Source organism: Ruegeria sp. CF8 (assembly GCF_056537285.1).
The window spans coordinates 218,649-243,403 of sequence record NZ_JBQFRG010000001.1; the positions used below are offsets into that span (position 1 = coordinate 218,649).

The 24,755-nt window shown below is 57.6% G+C and carries 27 protein-coding genes and 1 other RNA gene; 8 read left to right on the top strand and 20 right to left on the bottom strand.

Translation table 11 applies throughout. From position 1 onward, the window contains the following. Positions 1-2: 2 nt before the first annotated feature. The 14 genes from ACR0EV_RS01045 to ACR0EV_RS01110 form a co-directional block, all read right to left on the bottom strand. On the bottom strand, positions 3-839 hold the full coding sequence (locus ACR0EV_RS01045; RefSeq protein WP_480798404.1) for an alkaline phosphatase family protein: 837 nt from the start codon (positions 837-839) through the stop codon (positions 3-5). A gap of 151 nt (positions 840-990) precedes the next feature. Further along, on the bottom strand, positions 991-2,628 hold the full coding sequence (locus tag ACR0EV_RS01050) for an ABC transporter ATP-binding protein (RefSeq protein ID WP_171092556.1): 1,638 nt from the start codon (positions 2,626-2,628) through the stop codon (positions 991-993). After that, entirely contained in the window at positions 2,625-3,440 is an 816-nt protein-coding gene (locus tag ACR0EV_RS01055; RefSeq protein ID WP_480798405.1) for an ABC transporter permease, read from the bottom strand. Before ACR0EV_RS01055 ends, ACR0EV_RS01050 begins: the two co-directional genes overlap by 4 nt. Beyond that, the gene (locus ACR0EV_RS01060; protein WP_171092552.1) at positions 3,437-4,393 is read right to left on the bottom strand and encodes an ABC transporter permease; all 957 of its coding nucleotides are present in this window, start codon (positions 4,391-4,393) and stop codon (positions 3,437-3,439) included. The genes ACR0EV_RS01055 and ACR0EV_RS01060 overlap by 4 nt, the downstream gene beginning before the upstream one ends. Positions 4,394-4,408: 15 nt before the next feature. After that, entirely contained in the window at positions 4,409-5,995 is a 1,587-nt protein-coding gene (locus ACR0EV_RS01065) for an ABC transporter substrate-binding protein (protein WP_480798406.1), read from the bottom strand. Positions 5,996-6,230: 235 nt separating this feature from the next. Further along, complete coding sequence (locus tag ACR0EV_RS01070) at positions 6,231-7,334, bottom strand: DUF4147 domain-containing protein (RefSeq protein WP_480798407.1); 1,104 nt, start codon at positions 7,332-7,334, stop codon at positions 6,231-6,233. Further along, positions 7,334-7,771 carry a D-aminoacyl-tRNA deacylase gene (gene dtd, locus ACR0EV_RS01075; RefSeq protein ID WP_475196895.1) on the bottom strand — a complete coding sequence of 146 codons (438 nt, stop codon included), beginning with the start codon at positions 7,769-7,771 and terminating at the stop codon, positions 7,334-7,336. The genes ACR0EV_RS01070 and dtd overlap by 1 nt, the downstream gene beginning before the upstream one ends. Positions 7,772-7,813: 42 nt before the next feature. Further along, positions 7,814-8,482, bottom strand: coding sequence for a nitroreductase (locus ACR0EV_RS01080; protein ID WP_480798408.1), 669 nt, complete (start codon positions 8,480-8,482; stop codon positions 7,814-7,816). A gap of 76 nt (positions 8,483-8,558) precedes the next feature. Next, positions 8,559-9,665 carry a TFIIB-type zinc finger domain-containing protein gene (locus ACR0EV_RS01085; RefSeq protein WP_480798409.1) on the bottom strand — a complete coding sequence of 369 codons (1,107 nt, stop codon included), beginning with the start codon at positions 9,663-9,665 and terminating at the stop codon, positions 8,559-8,561. A gap of 46 nt (positions 9,666-9,711) precedes the next feature. Then, on the bottom strand, positions 9,712-10,860 hold the full coding sequence (locus tag ACR0EV_RS01090; RefSeq protein ID WP_480798410.1) for an SPFH domain-containing protein: 1,149 nt from the start codon (positions 10,858-10,860) through the stop codon (positions 9,712-9,714). 22 nt (positions 10,861-10,882) lie between these two features. Continuing rightward, the gene (locus tag ACR0EV_RS01095) at positions 10,883-11,803 is read right to left on the bottom strand and encodes a DUF2927 domain-containing protein (protein ID WP_480798998.1); all 921 of its coding nucleotides are present in this window, start codon (positions 11,801-11,803) and stop codon (positions 10,883-10,885) included. Between the two features lie 49 nt (positions 11,804-11,852). Then, positions 11,853-13,043 carry a toxic anion resistance protein gene (locus ACR0EV_RS01100; protein ID WP_480798411.1) on the bottom strand — a complete coding sequence of 397 codons (1,191 nt, stop codon included), beginning with the start codon at positions 13,041-13,043 and terminating at the stop codon, positions 11,853-11,855. 30 nt (positions 13,044-13,073) lie between these two features. Continuing rightward, entirely contained in the window at positions 13,074-13,988 is a 915-nt protein-coding gene (locus tag ACR0EV_RS01105) for a 5-bromo-4-chloroindolyl phosphate hydrolysis family protein (RefSeq protein WP_480798412.1), read from the bottom strand. A gap of 175 nt (positions 13,989-14,163) precedes the next feature. Further along, the gene (locus tag ACR0EV_RS01110) at positions 14,164-14,979 is read right to left on the bottom strand and encodes a pseudouridine synthase (protein ID WP_480798413.1); all 816 of its coding nucleotides are present in this window, start codon (positions 14,977-14,979) and stop codon (positions 14,164-14,166) included. A gap of 61 nt (positions 14,980-15,040) precedes the next feature. Between ACR0EV_RS01110 and ACR0EV_RS01115 the strand changes: the two genes are divergently transcribed. Further along, positions 15,041-15,505 (top strand): nucleoside deaminase, encoded by a 465-nt coding sequence (locus tag ACR0EV_RS01115; protein ID WP_480798414.1) that lies wholly within the window; start codon positions 15,041-15,043, stop codon positions 15,503-15,505. Between the two features lie 8 nt (positions 15,506-15,513). On the opposite strand, the gene ACR0EV_RS01120 is transcribed toward ACR0EV_RS01115, so the two are convergent. Further along, entirely contained in the window at positions 15,514-16,206 is a 693-nt protein-coding gene (locus tag ACR0EV_RS01120) for a metal-dependent hydrolase (protein ID WP_480798415.1), read from the bottom strand. 60 nt (positions 16,207-16,266) lie between these two features. On the opposite strand from ACR0EV_RS01120, the gene ACR0EV_RS01125 reads away from it, so the two are divergent. After that, on the top strand, positions 16,267-16,932 hold the full coding sequence (locus ACR0EV_RS01125; RefSeq protein ID WP_480798416.1) for a ceramidase domain-containing protein: 666 nt from the start codon (positions 16,267-16,269) through the stop codon (positions 16,930-16,932). A 76-nt stretch (positions 16,933-17,008) separates the two neighbouring features. Here ACR0EV_RS01125 and ACR0EV_RS01130 read toward each other — a convergent pair whose 3' ends face one another. Together ACR0EV_RS01130 and ACR0EV_RS01135 are read right to left on the bottom strand one after the other, a co-directional pair. Further along, on the bottom strand, positions 17,009-17,572 hold the full coding sequence (locus tag ACR0EV_RS01130; RefSeq protein WP_480798417.1) for a DUF4202 domain-containing protein: 564 nt from the start codon (positions 17,570-17,572) through the stop codon (positions 17,009-17,011). Positions 17,573-17,726: 154 nt separating this feature from the next. Beyond that, positions 17,727-17,885 (bottom strand): hypothetical protein, encoded by a 159-nt coding sequence (locus tag ACR0EV_RS01135; RefSeq protein WP_480798418.1) that lies wholly within the window; start codon positions 17,883-17,885, stop codon positions 17,727-17,729. A gap of 228 nt (positions 17,886-18,113) precedes the next feature. Here ACR0EV_RS01135 and gatC point away from each other — a divergent pair, with 228 nt between their 5' ends. The 5 genes from gatC to rnpB all read left to right on the top strand — a co-directional run bounded on the left by gatC (position 18,114) and on the right by rnpB (position 21,817). Then, positions 18,114-18,401, top strand: coding sequence for an Asp-tRNA(Asn)/Glu-tRNA(Gln) amidotransferase subunit GatC (gatC, locus tag ACR0EV_RS01140; protein ID WP_171092525.1), 288 nt, complete (start codon positions 18,114-18,116; stop codon positions 18,399-18,401). A gap of 3 nt (positions 18,402-18,404) precedes the next feature. Beyond that, positions 18,405-19,892, top strand: coding sequence for an Asp-tRNA(Asn)/Glu-tRNA(Gln) amidotransferase subunit GatA (gene gatA, locus ACR0EV_RS01145; RefSeq protein WP_480798419.1), 1,488 nt, complete (start codon positions 18,405-18,407; stop codon positions 19,890-19,892). A gap of 38 nt (positions 19,893-19,930) precedes the next feature. After that, positions 19,931-20,635 carry a hypothetical protein gene (locus ACR0EV_RS01150; protein ID WP_480798420.1) on the top strand — a complete coding sequence of 235 codons (705 nt, stop codon included), beginning with the start codon at positions 19,931-19,933 and terminating at the stop codon, positions 20,633-20,635. Next, positions 20,586-21,302: an N-acetylmuramoyl-L-alanine amidase gene (locus ACR0EV_RS01155; protein ID WP_480798421.1), complete on the top strand. Its 717-nt coding sequence runs from the start codon at positions 20,586-20,588 to the stop codon at positions 21,300-21,302. Before ACR0EV_RS01150 ends, ACR0EV_RS01155 begins: the two co-directional genes overlap by 50 nt. A 123-nt stretch (positions 21,303-21,425) precedes the next feature. Next, an RNA gene (gene rnpB, locus ACR0EV_RS01160) (RNase P RNA component class A) lies at positions 21,426-21,817 on the top strand. Positions 21,818-21,823: 6 nt separating this feature from the next. Here the strand turns inward: rnpB and ACR0EV_RS01165 are convergent. The 3 genes from ACR0EV_RS01165 to ACR0EV_RS01175 all read right to left on the bottom strand — a co-directional run bounded on the left by ACR0EV_RS01165 (position 21,824) and on the right by ACR0EV_RS01175 (position 23,714). Next, entirely contained in the window at positions 21,824-22,156 is a 333-nt protein-coding gene (locus tag ACR0EV_RS01165; protein ID WP_480798422.1) for a GYD domain-containing protein, read from the bottom strand. Between the two features lie 66 nt (positions 22,157-22,222). Beyond that, positions 22,223-23,065 (bottom strand): DUF2182 domain-containing protein, encoded by an 843-nt coding sequence (locus ACR0EV_RS01170; protein ID WP_480798423.1) that lies wholly within the window; start codon positions 23,063-23,065, stop codon positions 22,223-22,225. Between the two features lie 13 nt (positions 23,066-23,078). Further along, positions 23,079-23,714 carry a DUF1326 domain-containing protein gene (locus ACR0EV_RS01175; RefSeq protein WP_480798424.1) on the bottom strand — a complete coding sequence of 212 codons (636 nt, stop codon included), beginning with the start codon at positions 23,712-23,714 and terminating at the stop codon, positions 23,079-23,081. Between the two features lie 266 nt (positions 23,715-23,980). On the opposite strand from ACR0EV_RS01175, the gene ACR0EV_RS01180 reads away from it, so the two are divergent. After that, a complete protein-coding gene (locus ACR0EV_RS01180; RefSeq protein ID WP_480798425.1) occupies positions 23,981-24,688 on the top strand; it encodes a DUF533 domain-containing protein in 708 nt (235 codons plus the stop codon). Positions 24,689-24,755 lie beyond the last annotated feature (67 nt).

The following is a 24,755-nucleotide window of genomic DNA, read 5'->3' on the forward strand; positions in this document are numbered from 1 at the left end:
CATTACCTTAGAAACGGTTCCGCCTTCATCGTCTCTGCAATGGGGGCGCCCATGCGGCTCAGGATTGTCGGTGCCAATTGCAACTGGCTGATGACGGTCTCTGCGTCAGGTCCTTCTGCATCGCCGAAGTAATACAGCGCTGTTTCCTGTTGCAACGGGTCACGACCGCCGTGATGGCCACGCTCGTCCTGCCCGTGATCGGCGGTGACAATCACATCATATCCCAGCTGACGCCAACGGGGGATGAAAGGGGCCAGCATCTCGTCGGCGACAAAGCACGCATGATCCATTTCTTCGCAATCGTGGAAGAAACGGTGGCCCATGCTGTCCAGCGTGCAGGTGTGCAGAATGCCATAATCCAGTCCGAAGCGCAGGCACAGGTTGGTGAGTGTCCCATACAGGTCCACGTCGGATGGCGTCATCTGGTTGTCTTTGCCATATCCCGTCATGCTGTGGAAGCGGCCGTGGTTGATCGTCTGGCTTTCGGGTTCGTCATATTCAATGTCACGGACATAGTCGAACGGGTGGCGATTGAAGAATTGGGACCAATAGCTATGCGTTACTGCTCCGGTTACGCCGCCACCTTCGCGAACCTGACTGAATACGTCCTTGTGGCTCAAACGAAAGACGTTGCCGTTGCCGGTGCAGCCATGTTCCTGCGGCGACACACCTGTGTGGATTGACGCGTAACAGCTGGCAGAAGTCGAAGGTAGCACGGCCCGCAACTTCCAAACCCGTGCGTCGCCGCTGTCGACCCAGCCTTCCAGATTGCCAAACAAACGACGGAAATTGCGGTAGGGGACGCCGTCCAGAATGATAAGCAGAAGTTTGCGGTCCATGCCCGAGCCTTTCAGTAAATTCTTCAGCCGAGCCTAGGAGATTCGCGGCCCAAAACGCGACTGTTCACGCCCCCAATAACAAAATCCCGACACCTGTCATCTGACAAAGCGCCGGGATTTTCAGATTTCATGGAACTGTCACAAGCGTGGATCAGTTCCCTGCGCTCTCCATCTTGCGATGGGCGACAACCTCTTCCAGCCAGCCCAGATGCATTTCGGGCACCGAGCTGAGCAGAAGGTCGGTATAGTCGTCAAACGGCGGGCTCAGCACCTGCGATTTCGGGCCGTACCGCACCACACGCCCCTGATACATAACCGCGATGCTGTCGCTGATCGCGCGGACCGTCGCCAGATCGTGGGTGATGAACAGATAGGCCACGTTCTCGATCTTTTGCAGATCCAGCAGCAGCTTGAGAATGCCATCCGCCACCAGAGGGTCGAGCGCAGACGTCACCTCATCACAGATGATCATTTTCGGCTTTGCCGCCAGTGACCGGGCGATGCAGACACGCTGTTTCTGACCACCGGACAGCTCGGCCGGATAGCGATCGATGAACTTTTCGCCCAACTCGATCTCGTCCAGCAATTCGATGACCCGCTTGCGCTTTTCCGCACCCCGCATGTTGAAGTAGAACTCCAGCGGGCGGCCGATGATGGTTCCTACGGTCTGACGCGGGTTCATCGCCACGTCGGCCATCTGGTAGATCATCTGCAATTCGCGCAGGTCTTCGCGGGTTCGACCTTTGAGGTCCGGCGAGAGTTTGCGCCCGGCAAAGGTGATTTCACCATCACGAGGGGGCAACAAACCGGTGATGACCCGCGCCAGTGTCGATTTGCCCGAGCCGGATTCGCCCACCACAGCCAATGTCTGCCCCGGATGAAGCTCGACATTGACGTTGTGCAACACGTCGAAGTTCAGCCCCTTGTAACGCGCGGTGATACCGTCAACGCTGAGCACCGGTTCTGGTGTCGGCTGTTTCTCTTCATGTTCGATTGAGCGGACCGAGACCAGTGCCTGTGTGTACTCTTCCTGCGGGTTGTTGATGATCTGATCGGTATTGCCGTACTCGACGGTGTTCCCCATACGCAGAACCATGATGTCATCGCTCACCTGCGCCACAACTGCCAAGTCGTGGGTGATGTAAAGTGCGGCAACTCCGGTGTCCGCGATGGCTTCTTTGATTGCCATCAGAACATCGATCTGGGTGGTCACATCCAGCGCCGTGGTGGGTTCGTCGAAAACCACAAGATCAGGCTCGGGGCACAAGGCCAGAGCCGTCATACAGCGCTGCAACTGCCCGCCCGAAACCTGATGCGGGTACCGGTCGCCGATATTGTCCGGGTCGGGCAGACCCAGCTTTGCGAACAGTTCACGCGCCCGGCCTTCGGCCTCTTTGCGGCTGAACTTTTTCTGTTCGACCGCAGCCTCGACCACCTGATCCATGATCTTCTTTGCCGGGTTGAAGGATGCTGCGGCGGACTGGGACACATAGGTCACCTCACCACCGCGCAGCTTGCGGATATCCCCGTGCGAAGTTTTCAGTATATCACGCCCGTTGACCCACACTTCACCACCGGTGATCTTCACACCGCCCCGGCCGTAAGCCATTGAGGCAAGGCCGATGGTGGATTTCCCGGCACCGGATTCCCCGATCAGGCCCAGCACCTTTCCGCGTTCGAGGTCAAAGCTGACCCCGTGCACGATCTCGATGTCATGAGGTTTTTCACCCGGTGGATACACGGTTGCGCCGATCTTGAGGTCGCGGACCTTGAGAAGTGGATCGCTCATCCCCGGCCTCCTTTCAGTGATGTGGTACGGTTCAGAACCCAGTCAGCCACCAGGTTGACCGAAATCGCCAGTGTCGCGATGGCGACAGCGGGATAAAGCGCCGCACCGATACCATAGACGATGCCGTCCTTGTTTTCCTTCACGATGCCGCCCCAGTCCGCCAGCGGCGGCTGAACGCCCAGACCCAGGAAGGACAGGGTCGAGACAAACAGAACCATGAAAATGAAACGCAGACCCAGTTCCGCCACCAGCGGCGACAGAGCATTGGGCAGGATTTCGCGGAAGATCACCCAGATCTGGCCTTCACCCCGCAGGCGCGCGGCTTCCACGTAGTCCATTACAGCGATGTCCACTGCAACAGCGCGTGCCAGACGATAGACGCGCGTGGCATCCAACAGGCCCATGACGATGATCAGAACAGGGATGGTGACCGGAACCATGGCCAGAACAACCAATGCGAAGATCAGCGATGGAATCGACATGATCAGATCGACTGTGCGCGACATGACCTGATCGACCCAGCCGCCCATGACTGCCGCCAGAAAACCCAGGATCGAGCCGGTCACAAAGCTGAGGATCGTTGCTGCCGTGGCGATGAAGATCGTCGTGCGCCCACCATAGATCATGCGGCTGAGAAGGTCGCGGCCGATGTTGTCCGTGCCCAGCCAGAATTGCGAGCTCGACGGCTCCCACACGTCGCCAACAACCTCGGCCATGCCATAGGGGGCCAGCAGGGGGGCAAAGATGGCAACGAAGAAATACAGGCCGGTAAAGCCAAGACCGATCATTGCAGAGATAGGAATGTTCTTCATTTCGGATGCCTCAACCTTGGGTTGGCAAGGATCGAGACGATGTCTGCAATCATGTTCAAACCGATATAGATCGCGGCGAAGATTACACCGCACGCCAGGACAACGGGCACGTCACGCTTGGTCACGTGATCCACCAGATATTGCCCCATGCCGGGATAGACGAAGACGACCTCGACCACGACGACGCCAACAACGAGGTAGGCCAGATTCAGCATGACCACGTTTACAATCGGCGCGATGGCATTCGGGAATGCGTGGCGGTAGATCACCTGAAAGTTGCTCAGGCCCTTAAGCTCTGCCGTCTCGACATAGGCCGACTGCATCACGTTCAGAATTGCAGCGCGGGTCATACGCATCATGTGCGCCAAAACCACCAGAGTCAGCACGATGACAGGCAAAGCGATAGAGTTCAGCTTTTGCCCAAGGGTCATGCTGTCGTTGATCATTGCAAGCGGCGAGAAGAAGCCCAGTTTGACGGCAACGAAGTAGACCAGCACATAACCGATCAGAAATTCGGGGATAGAGATCGTAGTCAATGTGACCGCCGAAATCATCTTGTCGGGCCAGCGGTTGCGGTAGCGGACCGCCAGAAGGCCCAGAAAAATAGCCAGTGGAACCGAAATAATAGCGGCCCAGAACGCCAAAAACAGCGTGTTGCCCAGACGGCTGCCAACGGATTCAGCGATGTCGAGCTTGTTTGTCAGTGATTGGCCCAGATCACCCTGCACAATGCCACCCAACCATTCAAAATAGCGGGTCAGGGCTGGCCGGTTGAGGCCCATTTCTTCACGCAGGTTTGCCAGCGCTTCGGGGGTTGCGGATTGGCCAAGGACGGCTTGCGCCGCGTCCCCGGGAAGGGCTTCAGTGAGGCCGAATATCAGAGCCGATGCACCGAAGAGAAGCAAGAGTCCCAGCGCTAAGCGCTGGAACACCAGTTTGATGATGGGATGCATGTACAGTAGCCCGGATCAGACGAACCACATTTTGCGGGACATGTTGCCGTTCATCAGCTCTTGCGTCGGGTCGGTTTCCCAACCGTCCAACTGGTTGCTGATGCCCTCAACAAAGTCGTTGAACATCGGGCAAATCAAGCCGCCTTCATCGCGGACCATCATGCCCATCTGGCTGTAGATGCCTTTGCGCTTTTCAGGATCCAGTTCAGCACGTGCGGCGAACAGCAAGTCGTCGAAGGCCGGGACCTTGAATCGCGTGTCGTTCCAGTCCGCAGTCGACAGATAGGCTGTTGCATACATCTGATCCTGAACTGGGCGGCCACCCCAGTAGGACGCACAGAATGGCTGAACATTCCAGACTTCCGACCAGTAGCCATCATTTGGCTCGCGCTTGATTTCAAGCGGAATGCCAGCTTCTGCTGCAGACTGTTGGAACAGAGCCGCTGCATCTACCGCACCAGGGAAGGCACCATCTGCCACGCGCAGAATAATTGGCGAACCGTCATGGCCCGACTTCTGATAGTGCTCTGCGGCCTTTTCAATGCTGAATTCGCGCTGCGGAATTGTCTCATCAAACAGCGGGTATGCCGCGTTGATCGGCATATCGTTCCCGATCGAACCATATCCTCGAAGCACTTTCTCAACCAAATCTTCTCGGTTGATGGCGTGTTTCAGAGCGAGGCGCAGTTCGTTGTTGTCGAACGGTGCAGTGTCAATATGCATGATAAAGACGTAATGTCCGCGTCCTGCGGTTGAATGCACTGTCAGGTTTGGCGCGCGTCCCAAAAGGTCGGCCACTTTCGGTTCGACCCGGTTGATAGCGTGAACTTGTCCAGATTGAAGCGCGGCCGTACGGGCCGTGGCATCGTTGATAACGATCACTTCTACACTGTCGAAGTTTCCAAAATCCGAGTTCCAGTGGTTTTCGAATTTTGTGTAAAGGTGGCGCACACCGGGTTCATCCACTTCTACCTTATACGGTCCGGTTCCGATGCCCGCGCCAGGATTTTCCATACCTCCATCAGGCTGAACGATCAGATGATAGTCGGCCATCAGATAGGGCAAGTCAGCGTTTGGCTCAGTCAGCGTGACCTGGAAGTTGTCCCCGTCAGCCTTCATCGACTCGATACCTTTCATGATGCCAAGCGCACCAGATTTCGAGTCTTCGTTCGAGTGACGCTGCATCGTTTTGAGCACGTCTTCGCTGGTCATCGTTTTCCCGTTGTGGAACTCAACGCCTTGACGCAGCTTGAACGTCCATACTTTGGCGTCTGCGCTACCTTCTACGCTTTCTGCCAGGCGCGGCTCGATGGTGCCATCGGGTGCCACTTCAACCAACTGATCGCCGAATTGTTTGCCGTTCTGGAAGGGAACTGAACTTGCGTAGGTCGCAGGGTCAAGCGAGTTAGTCGATTCGCCACCTTGCAGACCAAACTTGAGGTCACCGCCTTTTTTGGGCCCTGCCGCCCGCGCGGCATCCGCAAACATTGTGCTGGCCATTGCTGCTGAAACACCTAAAGCCGCAGCTTTCCCCATGAATTCGCGCCGGGTCATCTTCCCGGCAGTGACCTGGCCGGCCATGTGCGTGATTTGTTCGTTCATTGAGTATTCTCCCTATTGAGTGGTTTTAGCCCTTTGCGGACTTTTTATTGACGCATGAGTCAAAGTTGGCGCATTTCAGACAACCGAGCAAGGATATTTCGCGCGTATTCCGAAAACGATGGTCTTCACGATAACGTCACGAACACCGCCTTCGTGATCTGTATGTTGAGAAACCGTCTGCATAATCCTTCATTTTCGGTTCTTGATGGAACAAAGTGTAAGGGAATGCGTCAAATCATACGCGTATTGCGACAATTAGGTCCATTACGTTGGTCCCGGTTGGTCCCGTCACCAAAAGCGCACCCGCTGAATCCAGAAAAGTACCGCTGTCAGCGTTTTGAAGGTAGGTTTCGGCTGCGTCCACCCAGGTTGCGCCAGTCACGATCCCTCCGGCTGCGTTTGTTGGGCCGTCCGTGCCATCTGTACCACCAACAACAACCGTCAGGTTCGTTTGACCTGAGATCTCTTTGGCCAATGCAAGCGCCAGTGCCTGATTTCGCCCACCGCGCCCTGGGTCATCGGGGAGAACCACGGTCGGTTCACCGCCAAAGATCATCACACCCTTGTCCATGCCGCGTAGCATCGATCCAAGCTTTGCCGCCACTCGCAGATAGTCATCGTGCAGCGCTTCGTCATTGGCCAGTACCGTTTGACCCGCTTCGCTTGCTGCTAAGGCAGCCGCATTTCGGGCATGTGCGTTTGACGCCACGATCTGTGTCGTCGCCGTGAAGCTGTAGTCATCTGGCAAAGCTCCAATGCCCGAGCCAATGACATTGAGATCGTCGCCGGGCACGTCTGAAATCGCCAGAACAGTCGCGTGTGCACCTTTGAAATGAGACAGCAAACCGCCGCCCTTGATGCGTGACAGCTTGCGCCGCTCGGCGTTCATTGCCCGAATGTCCATCCCCTCAGACAGCAGTTTGCGGTTCAACGCTTCCAGATCGTGTAAAGACGTGCCGGTCAGAAGATCCTCGGCCAACGAGGACGCGCCGCCTGAAACCAACAGAAGGACATGAGAGCCCGGCGGCATCTGCTCCATCGCAACGCGGAGCGCGCGCCCACCCGCAAGGCTGCGGTCATCCGGCACCGGATGAGAGGCCTCGATCACCTCGACCGACTCGGGGAGATCGCGACCGTGTTCGTCTTTGGTGACCACAAGAGTGGGGACCGGACCAAACTGAGCCAGCGCCGCACGTGCCATGGCGGCAGCAGGTTTCCCAGCGGCGAGAATCCGATCGGGCTTGGGAACATCCGGCAGTGCGGCCTTGGTGGCAGCGAACCCATCGACCGCATCAACTCCGGCCTGCCAAAACGAAACGGCTTGCTTTGTGATATCCATCAATTCTCAATCCAGATCGTAACAGGGCCGTCGTTTACAAGTTCGACCGCCATATCAGCCCCAAACTGCCCCGTTTCCACCGCAACACCTTGTGCGGAAAGGTGATTTGCAAATTCTTTATACAGGCGTTCACCCTGATCCGGCGGGGCTGCGGTTGAAAACCCCGGCCGGTTGCCGCTTTTTGTATCGGCGGCGAGTGTAAACTGGCTGATCACTAAAGCCGATCCGCCAATATCCCGAAGTGAGCGGTTCATTTTCCCCGCATCATCTTTGAAGATACGAATCTTGGCCGCCTTTTCGGCAAGCTTCTTGGCCTGCTCGTTGCCATCGCCCTGCATGGCGCAAACTAGAATCATCAACCCCTGTCCACATGATCCTGTGACAGTGCCATCGACCGACACTTTGGCATGCGATACCCTCTGCAATACTGCGCGCAAGGGATTCCTCCTTGTTATGCAAAAGCCAACCTCTGGGATTGTTTAATCCCGCCATTCCACAAAGTCACTCGGTGCGGCGCGTTCTGTGCGAAAGCTATTTGCAGGATGATCAGGGTCCGCATAGCCAAAAGAAATCGCGCACAGGATCAAGCGGTCTTCGGGGATCTGAAAATAGCGATGCAAGAATGGACCGTAAGTGGCCAATGCGGCTTGTGGTATGGTCGCGATCCCCAACGCTTGGGCTGCCAGCGCGAAGGCCGTGACAAAACCACCGCAATCCATCGCGCCATAGGGGCCAAGCTCGGCCGGGCTTGAAAGGATGGCGCAATGCGGTGCGCCAAACAGGGCAAAGTTTTGCATCATTTGCTGCGCCGACCCGGCGCGGTCCCCGCGTTCCACTCCAACAGCTTCGTACAGCGCCCAACCACAGGCGCGGCGGCGATCCCGGTACACGCCGGAGTAGGAGGTTGGAAACGGTAGATCCGGTGCTGGGGTTCCGCTGACGGCCTCAGCTAACATTGCTTTACGGAACGCATCTGTTTCATCTGCGCTGGTGATCACCAACTGCCAGGGTTGTGCATTGCACCAGCTAGGGACTTGGGATGCGCTTGCTAGGATCTGTTGAATCTGTGCACGGGGGACTGGCTCAGGCAGAAACGCCCGGCAGGAATAGCGGCCATTCAGCAGAGTATTCAGTTCAGCTAACGACACGGCAGACCCATCCCTTTGTTTCCGCGCTGAACATGACCGGGCTTTGCCCGATGCACAAGCCTGTCCGCAGGTCCGACTATTGCCCTGTGGCCGCCAAATATCCGACACCCGCAGCCACCAACAAACCTATTACAACAGCGATGGTGATTTTGATCGCTGACCAAGGACGTTCGCCTTGAACCCGCCCGGTTCTGCCATTGACCACAAATCGGTAGGTCTGGCCGCGGTATTTATAGGCGGCCATCCAAACCGGCAGCAGGATATGCTTGAACGTAACATCACGCACATCTGTATCTACGGCATGAATGCGCTGCCGGTCCCCGCCGATGTCAAAACGAACATCCCGCTCGATCACGCGCGCCATATGGGCGCGGGCTTCGGCGTACCCTTCCCGCAGTTCAACGCTGTAGGCTTCAGCACGGAAACCGGCCAGGTATTCGGGCTGATAAGGCTCCAGCGCGGGCAGATCCCAGGGCTCCAGCGCGTCGGTGTAGCGTTTTGGAAGCGATTTGGAGGCCAGCACCAACACGTCGTCAAAAAACCGCGCGACGCGGCCGGACTTGGGGGTCCAGCGTACCTTTGGCACTTGTTGCTGAACCCGCTTGCCGTCGCGCATAATAGTGCGGGTTTCGTAATAAACAGTGCCGCGTTCACCGCGATACGTTGATTTGGTATCGGCGTCGAAGGTCCAATAGGGCACGTAAATACCCTGCATCTTGCGCCCTTTGCGGGCATATTCCTTCAACCCGTTTGGCGCAAACCAAAGCCGCCCTAACCAATCGCCCATCGCCTTGTGCGCTGATCGTTCGTCAAACGCAAAAGGCAATACGCCTTTTGGTTTGATATGCCGGTTGATCCCGGTATCTGTCACGACCGGTGTGGCGCAGAACGGACATTCCGCGGCATGGGTGTTTGGGTCAAACTCTACCTGCGCGGCACAGTTAGGGCAGGATAGAACGCGGGTTTCCTCGATCTCGCTGTCCGGCAGGCGGTCAGCGATGGCGGCGTCAAAGTCCAGCTCTCGCAGACTGGCACCGCCCCAGGGCCCAGCGCCGATTGATTTGGAGTGCCCGCAGTGATCGCATGTCAAAGTGCCGTCACCCGGGTTGAACCGGTAGTCCGCGCCACACTGGTCGCAGGGGAAACGGTGTTCGGTCGGGTCAGGGGCGGTGACGTGTGTCATGAATTACCCGGTGGTCATGATGAATAGGAAGGAAGACCGTGTTTGTTCACGTTCCAGGCGGAGGAGGCGGCAGGATTGTGAACAACTGCGCAAGTTCCTGCACGTCGCCTGCCTTTTTCCAACCGTCTTGTCCTGCGGTCCAGACATATGTGTCACGTGTCAGTTCGCCTTCGCTGGCCATGCGTCCCATCTTGGCTTTGGAAAACGGCCCACTTGTCTGACCATCCACAGCGATATGCCACACATGTTCGACAGGTGGCGGAGGAGGCGGTGCCGCATGTGCTGCCGGTTGCGGGGCAGCGGGGGCGGGCGATCCCCACGGGCCACTGGGTTGGCCCGCTGCCATGTTCGACATCTGATGCGCCATCGCCATCCCCATACCCATGCCAAGACCGGCGCCCATGCCGCCGCCTTGACCCGGATTGCTGGCCGCGGCCGTCATCGCCTCTGCAGCGGAATACTGTGTGAACTTGCCCAGATCGCCTGCCAACCCCATCGAGGTCCGCTTGTCCAGAGCCGCCTCAACCGCCGGGGGCAGCGAGATGTTTTCGATGTAAAACTCTGGCATTTCCAGCCCATAGCTGTCCAAGACCGGCGAAACTTCGGCGGCGATCAGCTTGCCCAGATCGGCGGTGTTTGCGGCCATGTCCAGAACAGGAATGCCTGAGCCCGAGATAACGCGGCTGAACTCCTGCACGATGATGTTGCGCACCTGAAAGCTGATTTCATCCATGGTGAATTCGCCATCTGTTCCGACGATTTCAACCAGGAATTTCGCGGGGTCTTTTACACGCACCGTGTAGGTGCCATAGGCCCGAATACGGGTCGGCCCGAACTCGGGGTCGCGCAGCATGATCGGGTTTTTGGTGCCCCATTTCAGGTCATTGAAACGGGTTGTGTTGACGAAGTAAATCTCGGATTTGAACGGCGACTGAAAACCGTGATCCCAATGCTGAAAGGTGGTCATGATCGGCATGTTGTTAGTCTCAAGCATATAGAGACCCGGTGTGAACACGTCGGCCAATTGCCCTTCATGCACAAATACTGCCGCCTGACCTTCACGCACGGTCAGTTTGGCGCCGTACTTGATCTCGTGCCCTTCACGCTCAAACCGCCAGACCATGGTGTCACGGGTGTCATCCACCCAATGAATCACATCAATGAATTCTCCGGTCAGAAAATCGAAAATTCCCATTTGGGTTCTCCTGTCCTTGGGGTCAGAGCGGCTGACCCATTAACTCGCGGGCAATAATACGTACGACGGGGCGTGCTTCATCCACGCCCACGCCGGGTTGCAGGCGCTGATCATACAGCATCGTCAACAGTTTCTCGTCATGGCTGGTCAGCAGCGCAAACTCATCATCATCGTTGAAAATCGAAGGCCGCGCCGCTGGGCTGTCGTTGGACAGGCCAAGTCCCTGCGCAATCTCTTCGTGAATACAACTGCGACGTACCAGATCCGTCAGTTCGGCCCGGATTAATGCGACTGCACGCACATATTTGTAGGGTGACGTCCTGGTCGCGGAGGCAAAGACCAGACAATCGAAATTGGCGCGTGGATTGGCGACGAGATCCAGCGAAGCCTGGCTGATGTTCGGGATCAATTGCTTCAGGCGTGACGCGACATAGGCGCTGTCGTCCTTGCCTGCGAAAAAGACATGGAAGTTGGCGTTGCGCGATACAACCGAAATCGGATGCTGGGTCAAACTGGCCAGACGGCTTGCGAACACCCGCACTTGTTCCGCATCCTGCGTCCGCGTTTCGGGCAAAACCGAAGGGCCAAACTCGGTCTGGATGCGCACGGGGCCGGACCACCGGCTCAGTTGCCCATCTGTCTGGCGTGAACCGATCGAAACACTCTGCGTCGGATATTCGCTGTAGAACGCGATCGCTTCGAAGTTGCGGGCCAGATCGTCGGCATCATAGGGCGTATCTGGTCCGCCGCCATCTGTGCGCAACAGCCCACGAACCAGAAGGTCACGCTCAACCCGCTGGTAGAAGCGCGCCAGATCCTGACTTGCCGCAGAAGGCGGTACATACGCATTCGCCGCTGTCGGTGCGGGCTCGGGCCGGGGTTGCGGCGCAACAGTGGACGTCAGGGTTTCATCGCAATTGGCCAAGGCCAATACCGAAATCACCCCTAAAGCAAGTTTCAGAGAGTTGAAGCGCCGCACGCGGATCCCGCCTTTAGCCAGGTACCGCCGTGCCGGAATTGTCACCAATTCCGTCCCGGCGCGCTTTGGCAGCGGCCAGCGTGTCACGCAATTCGGTCTCCATCTTTTGCAATTCGACCTCAGCCGCCGCGCGTTTCGCTTTTCCTTCGTCCGCAATCGCCAGGCTTTCGTTGATAGTTCCGATCAGGTCAGCATTGGCCTGTTTGACCGCTTCGATGTCGAAAACACCGCGCTCCATCTCTTCGCGGATCATCTTGTTGGACTCGCGCAAGTTGGCCGCGTTCGAGGTCAGCAATTCGTTTGTCAGATCGTTGGCGTCACGCACGGCAGCGGCAGCCTCGGCGCTGCGCTGGATGGTGACGGCCTGCGCCAGTTGGGTTTCCCACAAAGGCACGGTGTTCACCAGCGTCGAATTGATCTTGGTCACCAGCGACTTGTCGTTTTCCTGCACCAAACGGATCGAGGGCAGTGACTGCATTGTAACCTGGCGAGTCAGCTTCAGGTCATGAACCCGGCGTTCCAGATCGTCGCGTGCGGCACGCATGTCGCGCAACTCCTGCGCCTTCATGACCTGTTGATCTTCGGGTGCGGCCTCAACTTCGGTCTCTTTTTCCGGGATGTCGTGGCTGTCCAGCTCGGTCAGCTTTTCTTCACCGGCTGCGATATACAGTGCCAGTTCGTCATAAAAGCCCAGCGTCTTCTCATACAGCAGATCAAGCGACTTGATGTCCTTGAGCAACGTATGCTCATGGCTCAGAAGATCGTCGGTTATGCGGTCGATCTGGTCCTGAACTTCTTCGTATTGGGCGGTGAATTTGGCAAAAGGTGCGGCCTTGCCCAGCAGTTTTTCCCACCAGCTGCGTTCGCGGCGCACATCCAGTTCACTGACCGAGAAGCCTCGGATCGTGGTCACGATGTTGCGCAGACTGTCCCCGGCAGGACCCACATCCTTGTTGCGCACATCGGCGAGCATCGCTTGACTGATTTCCTGCAATTCTACCTGTGCAGACGACCCAAACGACACGATCGAATTGGTATTACCCATGTCGATCTCGTCCATCCGCTTGCGGATCTCGGCGCTGACAGGTTCGTCGGCGTCTTCCAGCGACACGACTTCGGCCTGTGGTTCGGGCAGAGCAACGGCGGTGACTTCCTGCACCAGGGTTTCGGCCTGAACTGCCTTGTTCTTGATCTCATCGGACATGGGGATGTTCCTCGCTCAAATAATGGCCGGTCAGTCCAACCGGACGCCTTCGCGCTGCAGCCTTTCGCGCAGCACGTCAATTTCAACCGTCAGATCACTGCGGTCATCCAATAGCATTTTGCGCGTACGCGCGGCGAAATTCTGTTCCAGATCGTCAAGCAAAGCTGAATAATCCGCAAGCGCCTGCGCGTCGCGGGTTCGGGCGTAGACGTCGGCAAACTTGACGGTCGCGTCCCGTGCACCCTGCAGATAGACGGTCAGATACTTTCTGGCGCCAGCCAGATCGCGGGGATCTTCCTCAACCGTGCGAAACAGATCCCGCGCGGTGTCCTGAAAACGTTCAACGCGCGCCTCGATTCTGCGGTCGCCTGCGCGTTTGATCGCATCCGTCATCTCGGACAGGTGCTTTTCTGCGTCATCGACAACGCGGGCGACACGGTCTTGTTGAAAGGTGTCGATCCCTTCCATGCCTTTGTCTTTCATCGGATCAAACCCGAATGAGACAGAATGCAAAAAAGTTGCTGCCACGCCAAATAGAACCGGGGCCAGAAGGCTTGCCTGCGCAACGGTTTCCGCATCCAGCAGTTCAGTCCGGTAAGCGGCGAGGCCCGCGCCAAGGCCGGTCAGAATACTAGCGAAAATCTTGCGCGGAAAAGCAGGGCGACGCGCGGTCTTTCGGGCGTTATACGCGGCTTCGGCCCGTAGACCTTCGCGCAGCAGGAACGCGGCAGCTGTCAAGATACCAGCTGCGATCAGTCCGATGGTCATACCGATCGCACCATCGTTCAGCGACAAAAACACCAAAGGAATGGCCGGAAGAAAAAGAAGGTTCGCCCGCGCGCCAGCAGGTTCAACCCGTGCGCCATCAAATTGCCCCCTTGGCAGAGGTGAATCGTCCGACGTATCGCCTTGCGGGCTATACTTGCCGCCAAACCGCTTTGCCATGGTCTAAAGCCCCCCAAGCAGGCCGGTGCAGACACCAAGCAACAGCAGCAACAAGACAGCGTAGGCGAGTTTTTGCACTCCGCTTCCGGACATCACGCCCCCCAAACAGCAGCATTCACTGAAAATTTAGGGGATGCGAGGGCTTAGCGCTAGGGGGAAGGTTGCCGAACCCGCATCACTTGCGAAGTTTCTTGCCGATTGGTGCCCGTTTTCTTTGCGGTCGGGCAGTGCGTTTTGGTGCGGCCTCGGGTTTGACGTCTCCGTCCAGCCCAAGTTGATCGCGCATCACACGGCGGCGGATCTCTTCAACCTCGCCCTGCTTCAGGCTGCCCAATTGGAACGGGCCGTAAGACACGCGCAACAGGCGGTTCACAGTGAAGCCGATATCTTCCATCGCGCGGCGGATTTCACGGTTCTTACCTTCTCGAAGGCCAATGGTCAGCCAGGCATTAGCCCCTTGCTGGCGATCCAGCGACACGGTCATAGGCTGAAACCGCTCGCCTTCGATGACCAACCCTTTGCGCAGTGGTTCGAAATCTTCGTCTTTCGGGCGGCCATTCACCCGCACGCGGTATTTGCGCAGCCAACCGGTCGAGGGCAATTCGAGCTTGCGTTTGATGCCACCATCATTGGTCAGCAGCAGCAATCCTTCGGAGTTCAGGTCTAGTCGACCAACGCTCATCACGCGTGGCATATCGTCGGGAAGCTTGTCGAAAATCGTCTCGCGCCCTTTTTCGTCACGGGTCGTTGTCACAAGCCCCGCAGGTTTGTGGTACAGCCAAAGGCGCGAGGGCTCCGGTTCCGAGACCGGTTTGCCATCGACAACGATCTTGTCTTTGGCCGTCACGTTCAGGGCTGGGCTGTCGATAGCCTTGCCATTCACGGCCACACGGCCAGCTTCGATCATGCGTTCGGCTTCACGCCGCGATGCAACGCCGGCACGGGCCAGGACTTTGGCGATCCGGTCGCCAGGAGGAGGGGTCTTGTTCATGTCAGGCCCATACCGCATCCCGCGCGCTTGCGAAAGGCGGGTTTCTGATGCAGTCAGGGGCATGACGTTCAAATCGCATATGGATCAGGCTCTGGCCGAGGCGCGCGCGGCAGCGGATCGCGGTGAGGTGCCAGTAGGCGCCGTTGTCGTCGGGCCGGACGGTTCCGTTGTTGCAGCGGCAGGAAACCGGACGCGCGAGTTGAACGACCCAACCGCGCATGCCGAAATTCTTGCCCTACGGGAGGCATGCGCGCGTGCAGGGTCCGAGCGGTTGCCGGACCATGATCTCTACGTCACGCTGGAACCCTGTGCGATGTGCGCTGCGGCCTTGGCAGCCGCGCGCATACGGCGAATTTACTACGGCGCGGCCGATCCCAAGTCAGGAGGGGTGGCGCATGGCGCGCGCGTGTTTTCACACCCGCAAGCGCATCACGTACCCGAAATATACGACGGGATCGCCGGTGACGATTCAGCAGAGCTTTTGAAAGATTTCTTTGCATCGCGCCGCAAAGACGTGCTGGGCTGAAGCCCGACTTACAGTTTGATGGGCTGCATCACCTCTGGCTCGATCACGTTGACCTGCGGTAGCCCGTCTATCAGCGTCTGTGCTGATTGTTCGAGGATCGGGAAGGTCTTGTAATGGCACGGAATAACCGTTTTGAAGTTGAAGTACCGCTTGGCCGCGTAGGCTGTGGCCTTCATGTCCATCGTGAAATGCCCGCCAGCCGATAATATGCCGATGTCAGGTTTGTAGTAATCCCCCATCCAATCCATATCGGCCATGATGTCCGTATCGCCCGAGACATAAAGCATCTGCCCCTCAGCCGCGATCATGAAGCCTACCTCGCTGCCGCCGGTACGCAGCCCGTCCGGTGTTGAAAAAGTCGAGCTGTGAGACGCCGGAACCATAGTGACCTTGACCCCGTTCAGGTCGACCGTACCGCCTTTGTTGAAGCCTATGGTCTCGATGCTTTCGGCTTCGCTCCAGTATCCCATCAGATCGTACTGACCGACCACGGGGATTTTCAGGTGTTTGGCCAGTGGGAGTACATCGGCCACATGGTCAAAATGGGTATGTGTCAAAAGGATATGGGTGGCCCCATCCAACGCCGCGTCGTGCTGATCTTCAGCTAGAGCGGGATTGCCGGTCAGCCAAGGGTCGATCAAAAGAACCTGTCCCTGGGTTTCGATGCGAAAACTGCCATGACCCAACCAAATAATGTTCATTCCAAATTTCCTCCCAAATGGTGTCTTGGCAGCAGCCTAGCATCGGCTATGTAAAATTCCATGGATTGGATACGAGAAATTGATGGCTACTGTGAAAGGCTGTCGCCGGACTATTGGGCAGAGCCGATAAACGCGGTCACCAACGCGGCCTTTCTGATTTCTGCTTGGATCATGTGGAGGCGTGTTCGCAATCAGGACATGCCACTTGCCATGATCCTCGTTGCGCTTTTGGCGATGATTGGAATCGGCAGCTACCTATTTCACACGCATGCGCAGGTCTGGGCGGCCCTGGCAGATGTGGTTCCGATCCTTCTGTTTATTCTGGTTTACATTTTTGCCGTGAACAAAAACATCTGGCGGATGTCATCGGGGTTGGCCTTCGGGGGGACGGTGCTTTTCTTTCCCTACGCGGCTGCAACTGTTCCGCTGTTCCAGCTTATTCCCGGGTTGGGGGGATCGGCTACATATGCGCCGATTCCGCTGCTCATCCTGATTTATGCGACTCTGCTGCGGGGCCGGGATCCGGTTTTGGCCAAAGGGATGTCCGTTGGAGCGTTGATTCTGATCCTCTCAATCACGTTCCGTGCGCTTGATTTGCCGGTTTGCGGGCAGTGGCCGTTGGGCACGCATTTCATGTGGCACATTCTGAATGCCATCATGCTGGGTTGGATGATCGAAGTGTATCGCGCGGCCCTGATACGGGCCCGCTTTGCAGAGAGTCTTTAAAGCTATGAGGTGGGACGGTCCCTATCGATCGTCCTCTAAGTAAGAAAAGAGCGTTCCAGACTGCGTCAGTTCCGACTCAATCCTGAAAAGCTGCGGCTAGTTGTTCCGGCAAGTCGAATTCAGTTAAAACCCGCGCGCGGCCCTCGGATGACATCTTGCGGGCCGTCTTTTCAACGATGCTTTGGATTTTCTCAGCCGAGTGTTTCGCGGCAAAGGGCTGGAAATACCATTTCAGGAACACAAAGCAGATTACATCTTCAAGCGCCTGCACCTCTTCGTCGCGCTTGATGCCCTGTTTCCGCAACATACGACCCGCAGCTTCAACCTGTTCGGAGTCATATCCTTCCTGTGTCATCAAACCCATGACCACCTCGGCGTGATGCACGGCCTGTGCCTTGCGCCAGGCCAGATAGCCTGCCCGGCCTTCGGGATATTCACTACGGGCAAGTTTCCAGCGTTCTACATGCTGACCTCGCGCTGCAATTTGAAGAGCGTCAGAGGCGTTTGGAAACAAACGGCCCAACTCGGCACTCATGCGTTCGCCGTAAAGCAGCGCTTCGGGTCGCCCGTCGTCGAGGTTGGGGTCATGTGCGTTGGCTGCATCAATTGCGTCCAGAACCGCTTGTCTTTGCGCGCTCATATCTTGCTCCACTGGCTTGCCTACGCCACGAAAGTTTCGCAGCCGTCTTGGATATTGTCGCTCATGCTAACGGCTTGCAGTGGGATGCGCATCCTGGAAAATGCAAAAAGGCCGGGTCAGAGAGGGGATGTCCGACCCGGCCGGGACCTGCGCTTTACTTGGCAGGTTTAACCTGATCCTGCGTGACCGGTTCCGCGATAGGGGACGGGAAGGTCAACGTACGTGTCAGGTTGCTTGTGTCGATACCCAAAGCCATGGCCGGCGCGGCCAAAAACGTGGCGGACAAGACTGCGGCTGTGATCAGGGATTTCATTGTGTTTCTCCGGTTTGCGTTGTGTCGCTTTTAATAAAATGAACAGTACAGTTCAGTTTTCAAGGCCGATAATGAACTAATCAGTTTACTTTTTCGCATACCCCTCATTCAGATTTGAATGGCAGGCAAAGGCGCGGAGCCCGAAACTCGGGCTTGCCTGTTGCGCAGCGGTCTTGCGACTGCCGCAACAGACGGGTAAACGCCCCATAACGTATATGAGGGAAGCCGATGTCGATTGACCAAAGCACCGCCGCCAAAGTGGCCAAACTGGCCCGGATCAAGGTCGAGGATGACGCGCTGCCGGCGCTGGCATCCGAATTCAACACCATCCTGGGTTTCATTGAGCAACTGAACGAAGTGGATGTCGAAGGGGTTGAGCCGATGGTCTCGGTCACGCCGATGCGCCTTAAGCGCCGTCAGGACGAAGTGACCGACGGGAACCAGCAGGACAAAGTGTTGGCAAACGCCCCAGACGCGCGCGAAGGGTTCTTCGCAGTCCCCAAAGTGGTGGAGTAAGACATGAGCGAACTGAACAAACTGGGCCTGGCCGAGGCCCGCGATGCGCTGCGCAAAGGTGACGTGACCTCGGTTGAGCTGACCGAATCCTGCCTAAAGGCCATTGACGAGGCCGACGCGCTGAACGCTTTTGTCCACAAGACGCCCGAAATCGCGCTGGAGCGTGCCAAAGCAGCGGACGAGCGGATCAAGGGTGGCGACGCACCGTCGATGTGCGGCCTGCCAATTGGTATCAAGGATCTGTTCTGCACTAAGGGCGTGCCGTCGCAAGCCGCGTCGGGCATTCTTGAAGGCTTCAAGCCTGAATACGAATCTACTGTCTCGCAGCAACTGGCCGATGCAGGTGCGGTGATGCTGGGCAAGCTGAACATGGACGAATTCGCCATGGGCTCGTCCAACGAAACCTCTGTCTATGGCAATGCGGTCAGCCCGTGGCGCCGTGGCAATGATGATGCGCAACTGACACCCGGTGGTTCGTCGGGTGGGTCAGCCTCGGCCGTGGCAGCCGATCTGTGTCTGGCCGCGACCGGCACCGACACGGGCGGTTCGATCCGTCAGCCTGCCGCGTTTGTGGGCATCACGGGTATCAAACCCACCTATGGCCGTTGCTCGCGCTGGGGCATCGTAGCGTTTGCATCCTCGCTGGATCAGGCCGGTCCGATGACCAAAGACGTGCGCGACGCGGCCATCATGCTCGAAGCCATGTGCGGACATGATCCCAAGGATTCCACCAGCGCCGAGTTGGCAGTGCCAAATTTCGAGGCGATGCTGACCGGTGACATCAAGGGTAAGAAAATCGGCATCCCCAAGGAATACCGCATGGACGGTATGCCAGCCGAGATCGAAAAACTGTGGGCAGATGGCGCTGAGATGCTGAAGGCTGCCGGGGCCGAGATCGTCGATATCTCGCTGCCGCACACCAAATACGCGCTGCCAGCATATTATGTGATTGCCCCGGCCGAGGCGTCCTCGAACCTCGCCCGTTATGACGGTGTTCGCTACGGTCACCGCGCGCAGCTGGCACAGGGCGACGGCATCACCGAGATGTACGAAAAGACCCGCGCAGAAGGTTTCGGTCACGAGGTGCAGCGCCGCGTGATGGTTGGGACCTATGTTCTGTCGGCAGGTTTCTACGACGCTTACTACAATCGCGCGCGCCGCGTCCGCACCTTGATCAAGAAAGACTTCGAAGATGTGTTCGCCGCAGGCGTTGACGCGATCCTGACCCCGGCAACCCCCTCGGCAGCCTTTGGCCTGGGCGAAATGACCGACGCGGATCCTGTTCAAATGTATTTGAACGATGTCTTCACAGTGACCGTGAACCTGGCGGGTTTGCCCGGTATTTCGGTGCCTACAGGGCTCGACAAACAAGGTCTTCCGTTGGGTCTGCAGCTGATCGGACGTCCGTGGGAAGAGGGCGATCTGCTCAACACCGCCTATGCGCTGGAAAACGCGGCTGGCTTTGTGGCCAAGCCCGGGAAATGGTGGTAAGCCTCAGGCAACTGAAGCACGATACACGGAGCCAAGTAATGCGCGTTTTGCTTTTGGTCCCCGCCCTGACACTGGCTGCGGCCTGCACGGATGTTGCGCCGCTGACCAGCACCGGGTTCAATACGCCCGAGTATCAGGCACAGCGCGAAGCGCAGTTGGCCGGACAAGGCGCAGCAGGCAACCCGCTTCTGGGTCCTGTCGATGTGTCCCAGCAACCGTTGGGCGCGCCAGGTTCGGCAGGCTTCGCAACCGGTGAGAATGCCGATATTGCCAATCAGGCCGCTGCGGCCTTGGCCAGCACGTCGGGGCAGGGCTCTGGCGTTGTGCCTGCGGCACCAGCATCAAACAACAGCGCAATTTCCGACGAGCAGGACTTTGCTGCGGTGTCTGAACGGCGCAGCATCGAATCCGACGCCGCCCGGATTGAGCAGAACCGCCAAACTTACGAAGTTGTGGCCCCAACCGCCGTGCCAGAGCGCAACGCAAGCGGTCAGCCCAACATTGTGCAATACGCCCTCAGCACCTCGAACCCGGTCGGCACACAACTCTACAGTCGCGCGGGTTTTAACCTGCAAGCCAAGGCTCAGAGGAACTGCGCGCAATTCCCATCCCCTGATCAGGCACAGATCGAGTTCCTGTCCAATGGCGGCCCACAGCGCGATCGCAAGGGCCTGGATCCGGACGGAGACGGCTATGCCTGCGGCTGGGACCCAAGCCCGTTCCGCAGTGCCGTCAACAACTGAACTTTCGCGTATTTGGCATCCGTCGCCCAATTTCGCTGCGCGACGAGATGGTCTGACGCCGTCCTTAATCGTGATCCACTATACGGCCATGGACAGCGCGCAGGCAGCTCTGGACCGTCTCTGTGACCCGAAAGCCGAGGTTTCGGCCCATTACCTGATCGGCAATGACGGAACGCTTTGGCAGATGGTGCGCGAAGAAGACCGCGCGTGGCACGCCGGGGCAGGGGAGTGGGATGGCAAGGACGACATAAATTCGCGGTCGATCGGGATCGAATTGGATAACACAGGATCGCATCCCTTTACCGAACCACAAATGGCGACCCTCGAAGCGTTGCTGTCGCGGATCATGAATGCGTGGTCCATCTCGGCATCGGGCGTGATCGGCCATTCCGACATGGCTCCGGGCCGCAAATCAGACCCTGGGCCCCATTTTGATTGGCAAAGGCTAGAGCGGCAAACTTTGGCACGACCGCGCGGTTCAGACATCTCGTCAGCGTCGCCAAGTCCGGGGGAATTCCGAGCCGCCGCGCGACGGGCAGGTTTCACTGCCCCGGTGGAAGATACTCAACTGCTGGCTGCCGTTCGGCTGCGGTTTCGCCCTTGGGCAAAAGGCCCTCTTGAAACTGCGGATTTGAGTGCGCTCACTCCGCCCAACACAATAACCTGATCCGCTCTTCATCTGGCTAAAAATACCTCGGGGTTGAATTGGCCGCAGGCCAAGAAGGGGCTGGCCCCTTTGCCCGCTTTCCACTCTTGACGCCGCAGGGCGCAAAGCCTACCCATCCCCCGCGCGGAGGGCCGGATGGCCGCTGGGGTCGCAAGGCCCGAGAGGAAAGTCCGGACTCCACAAGGCAACGGTGCCGGGTAACGCCCGGGCGGGGCAACCCGACGGAAAGCGCCACAGAAATCAGACCGCCACTCATGTGGTAAGGGTGAAACGGTGGGGTAAGAGCCCACCGCGCCGCTGGCAACAGGGGCGGCACGGCAAGCCCCACCGGGAGCAATGCCAAATAGGGTCCCCGCGCGGGTTGGTCGGCGTCAGCCGATACCACCGCTAAGCGCGTCTTGGCCGAGAGGGACCGGGTTGGCAGCTTGAGCCGTGCAGCAATGCACGGCCTAGAGGAATGGTCATCGAAGGGGGTAACCCCGGAACAAGATCCGGCTTACAGGCCCTCCGCGCGTATTCACTTATCCTCCGGGCGGCGTGTAAGCCCCGGTTAGCCGTGCGGCTTTTTCGGTGACCGCGACGAATTCATCCGCGGTCCAGGCGCGGACCGTTTCGATATTTGTCACTGCACCTGATGCGGCAACGGCCATGCCTACTGCGACGGCGTCGGTTCCGTCTGGGGCTTCGCTGATTACAACAACATCGTTGCCGCCTGTGGTCATGTAAAAAGACAACAGCCTGCCGCCAACTTTCTCGAGCAAGGCTTTGACCGGGCCAGTGCGGTTCTCTGGCTTTTGCAACATGCCTTTGACGCCAGCTTGCGAATATGATGCGTAAGTGATGAAAATGGGCATAAAAACCTCCATATTGTAACAATCAATTGGGGCCATTGCATCGGCTGACCCCGGGGCCGATTGGTGTCAGCCACCCGTAAGCAACGGGGCTGCGATCAACCAAACACCTGCGCCGATCAGAGCAATACCCGATACCGGAACCAGCCAGCGGGACGTGGGCAGCAGTTTTTCCAGGGCCACATACGCAGCAATGCCGACAATCCAGTAAAGGTTCATGATGCCGCCAACAAAAAGCAGCAGCATCAACGCCCAGCAGCATCCCAAGCAATAGGTGCCGTGCAGGCCACCTGTTCTGAAAGCCCCCAAAAGACCGGGATGGTTGTGGTCCGCCAGAAACCGAGCAGGGCTTTGGCAATGGCGCAGACACGCGGTCTTCAACTCCGAAAACTGGTAAGCGCCTGCAGCCAGCAATACGATTCCTGCAAAGACGCCGGAACGGATCGTCATCATCGGACCGTCAGACAGACCGATATGCTCCAACCCCCATTGCAAGGCGGTTGCGGCAAGACTGAAAGCCCCCCACGCCACCAGATAACCCGACAGAAAGTACAGGCTGAATCTTGCGGTACGCGCCTTTTCCGGACCCACACGCTTGAGCGCGGTAAACAAAAGCACGGCAGGCGCTGCGCTTGGAGTCATCATGGCAATCATCATGACCCACCACATGAGAAAGATCAGCAGGGCGTAACTGATGCTCCATGGTGTGGCAGAACCCATGGTCATAGGCTCGCCGATCGGGCCAGCCATCCGCGTCATTTCAACTGCGGACATATTCATGCCAACCCCAGCGGCGGTGTACCAGGCGGCTGCAAGAACGATCAGCAGAACGCTGCCCAAAACGATCACGGTGTCCTGTCGCAACAACCGTTCAACAGTACCGGCGTGGTGTGAAGAGTTTTGCCTAGTCATGAGGCACCCAAATCTACGCGCCCAATACGCCGTGACCCGAGATGTTCAGATGCGCCAGATGGGCGTGCGTGGCATCAAAGGACAGGCTGATCTTGCTGCCGGTGGTTTTTGCCGAACCCGACGCGGCCTCGGCCTGACGGTACTCGAACCCGTTTGGCAGATGGATCGCCGCCCGATGTGGCGCGCCAGAGACGATATGGGGAATTGGGTTGACCTCAACGTCGAAAACACCCGTGACCTTTGCATATCCGCTGCGATCTTCGCGGCTCCAGTCCAACTCGATCGGAACGAACAGTGTTTCATGCTTGGTTGGGGCCATCGCGCTGAAGACGTACCAGAACGTGGCCATTTCGTCAGTGTCTTCTCCGGTCATGATTGCCTGCAACGCGGCCCGCTGATCGGCCGAGGCGCTTTCGTCGATGATCAGTTGCATCTGACCGTTGCCTTCGTGAATTGGTCCTGGCCAATGGTAAACGCCTGCCGCCCGAAGACCGCTCAGATCAGTGTCGCCATAGTGGCCGCTTTGGATGTCGAAGACGACAACCGCCTCGCAATTGCCATGAGACGGCAAAACGCTGAACTGGCAAGGGCAGCCGAAATTGCAATTGCAATTGGCCAGCTCTTCGGCCTGAATAACCCATTCTGTCATGATAACCCCCCAAGAAAAGTTGTCTAAAACAACTCTGCTCAATGCGGGGCGCCCCCGCACATGCTGCCTCGGAAATCGAGCCTGGATTTGGCTTCTTGGATGCGCGAACGTATCACAAATCCGTGATATGTACAAACATGTGAGCAATGTCCCCGCGATATGCAGGTTTTATTGCGAAGTCTAATCACGCTGGGGTTGAATGCGGTATTCGATTTTACATTCGGCTGTTAGGTTTGAAGCACAGATTTAAATCCGGGAGGTTCATTATGAGTTTTATGAAAACGCTGGCGTCTGTAGCCATTGGGTTTGCCGCGGCAAAGGGCATGGACAAGTATCAAAAAATGGGCGGAATGGCGGGCCTGCAGGATTTGATGCAGGGCTCAGGCGGCGGATTTGGTATGGACCAGCTTGGCAAAATGGCCGAGCAATTTGGTTTGCCCGGAGGCGCAGCGGGACTTCAGGACATGATGGGCAAGATGGGACTCGGCGGCAGCGCTGCCGGAGCTGCGGGTTTAGGAGGGCTGTTGAACGCGATGCAAGGGGCCGCGAAAACGGCCAACCAACAGACCGGTGATATGATGGAAACTGTGTTCAGCGGCACCCCGGCTGGCGCAGCGATGGAAGCACAAGCCAAACTGATGCTGCGCGCTATGATTCAGGCAGCAAAGGCGGATGGCGAGTTGGATGATCACGAAAAAGAAATCATTCTGGGTGAATTGGGCGATGACATCAGCGACGAGGAACGGGCGTTTGTACAAGAGCAGTTGAATGCACCGATTGATGTCATGGGATTGGCGGCTGATTCTGGCGCGCCGCTGAGAACACAAATTTACGCCACATCTCTTGCAGCCATACGTTTGGACAACGCGCGCGAAGCATCGTACCTAAGCCAATTGTCCACTGCGCTGGGCCTCTCAGACGCGGAAAGAGATCAGATTCACACATATATGGGGGCACCAACTCTGCCGGATTGATTACGGGACAGATTCCTGTTGCAGGTCAGGCCGATTGGCCTTGACATAGTTGGTGCAGCGCGTAAAA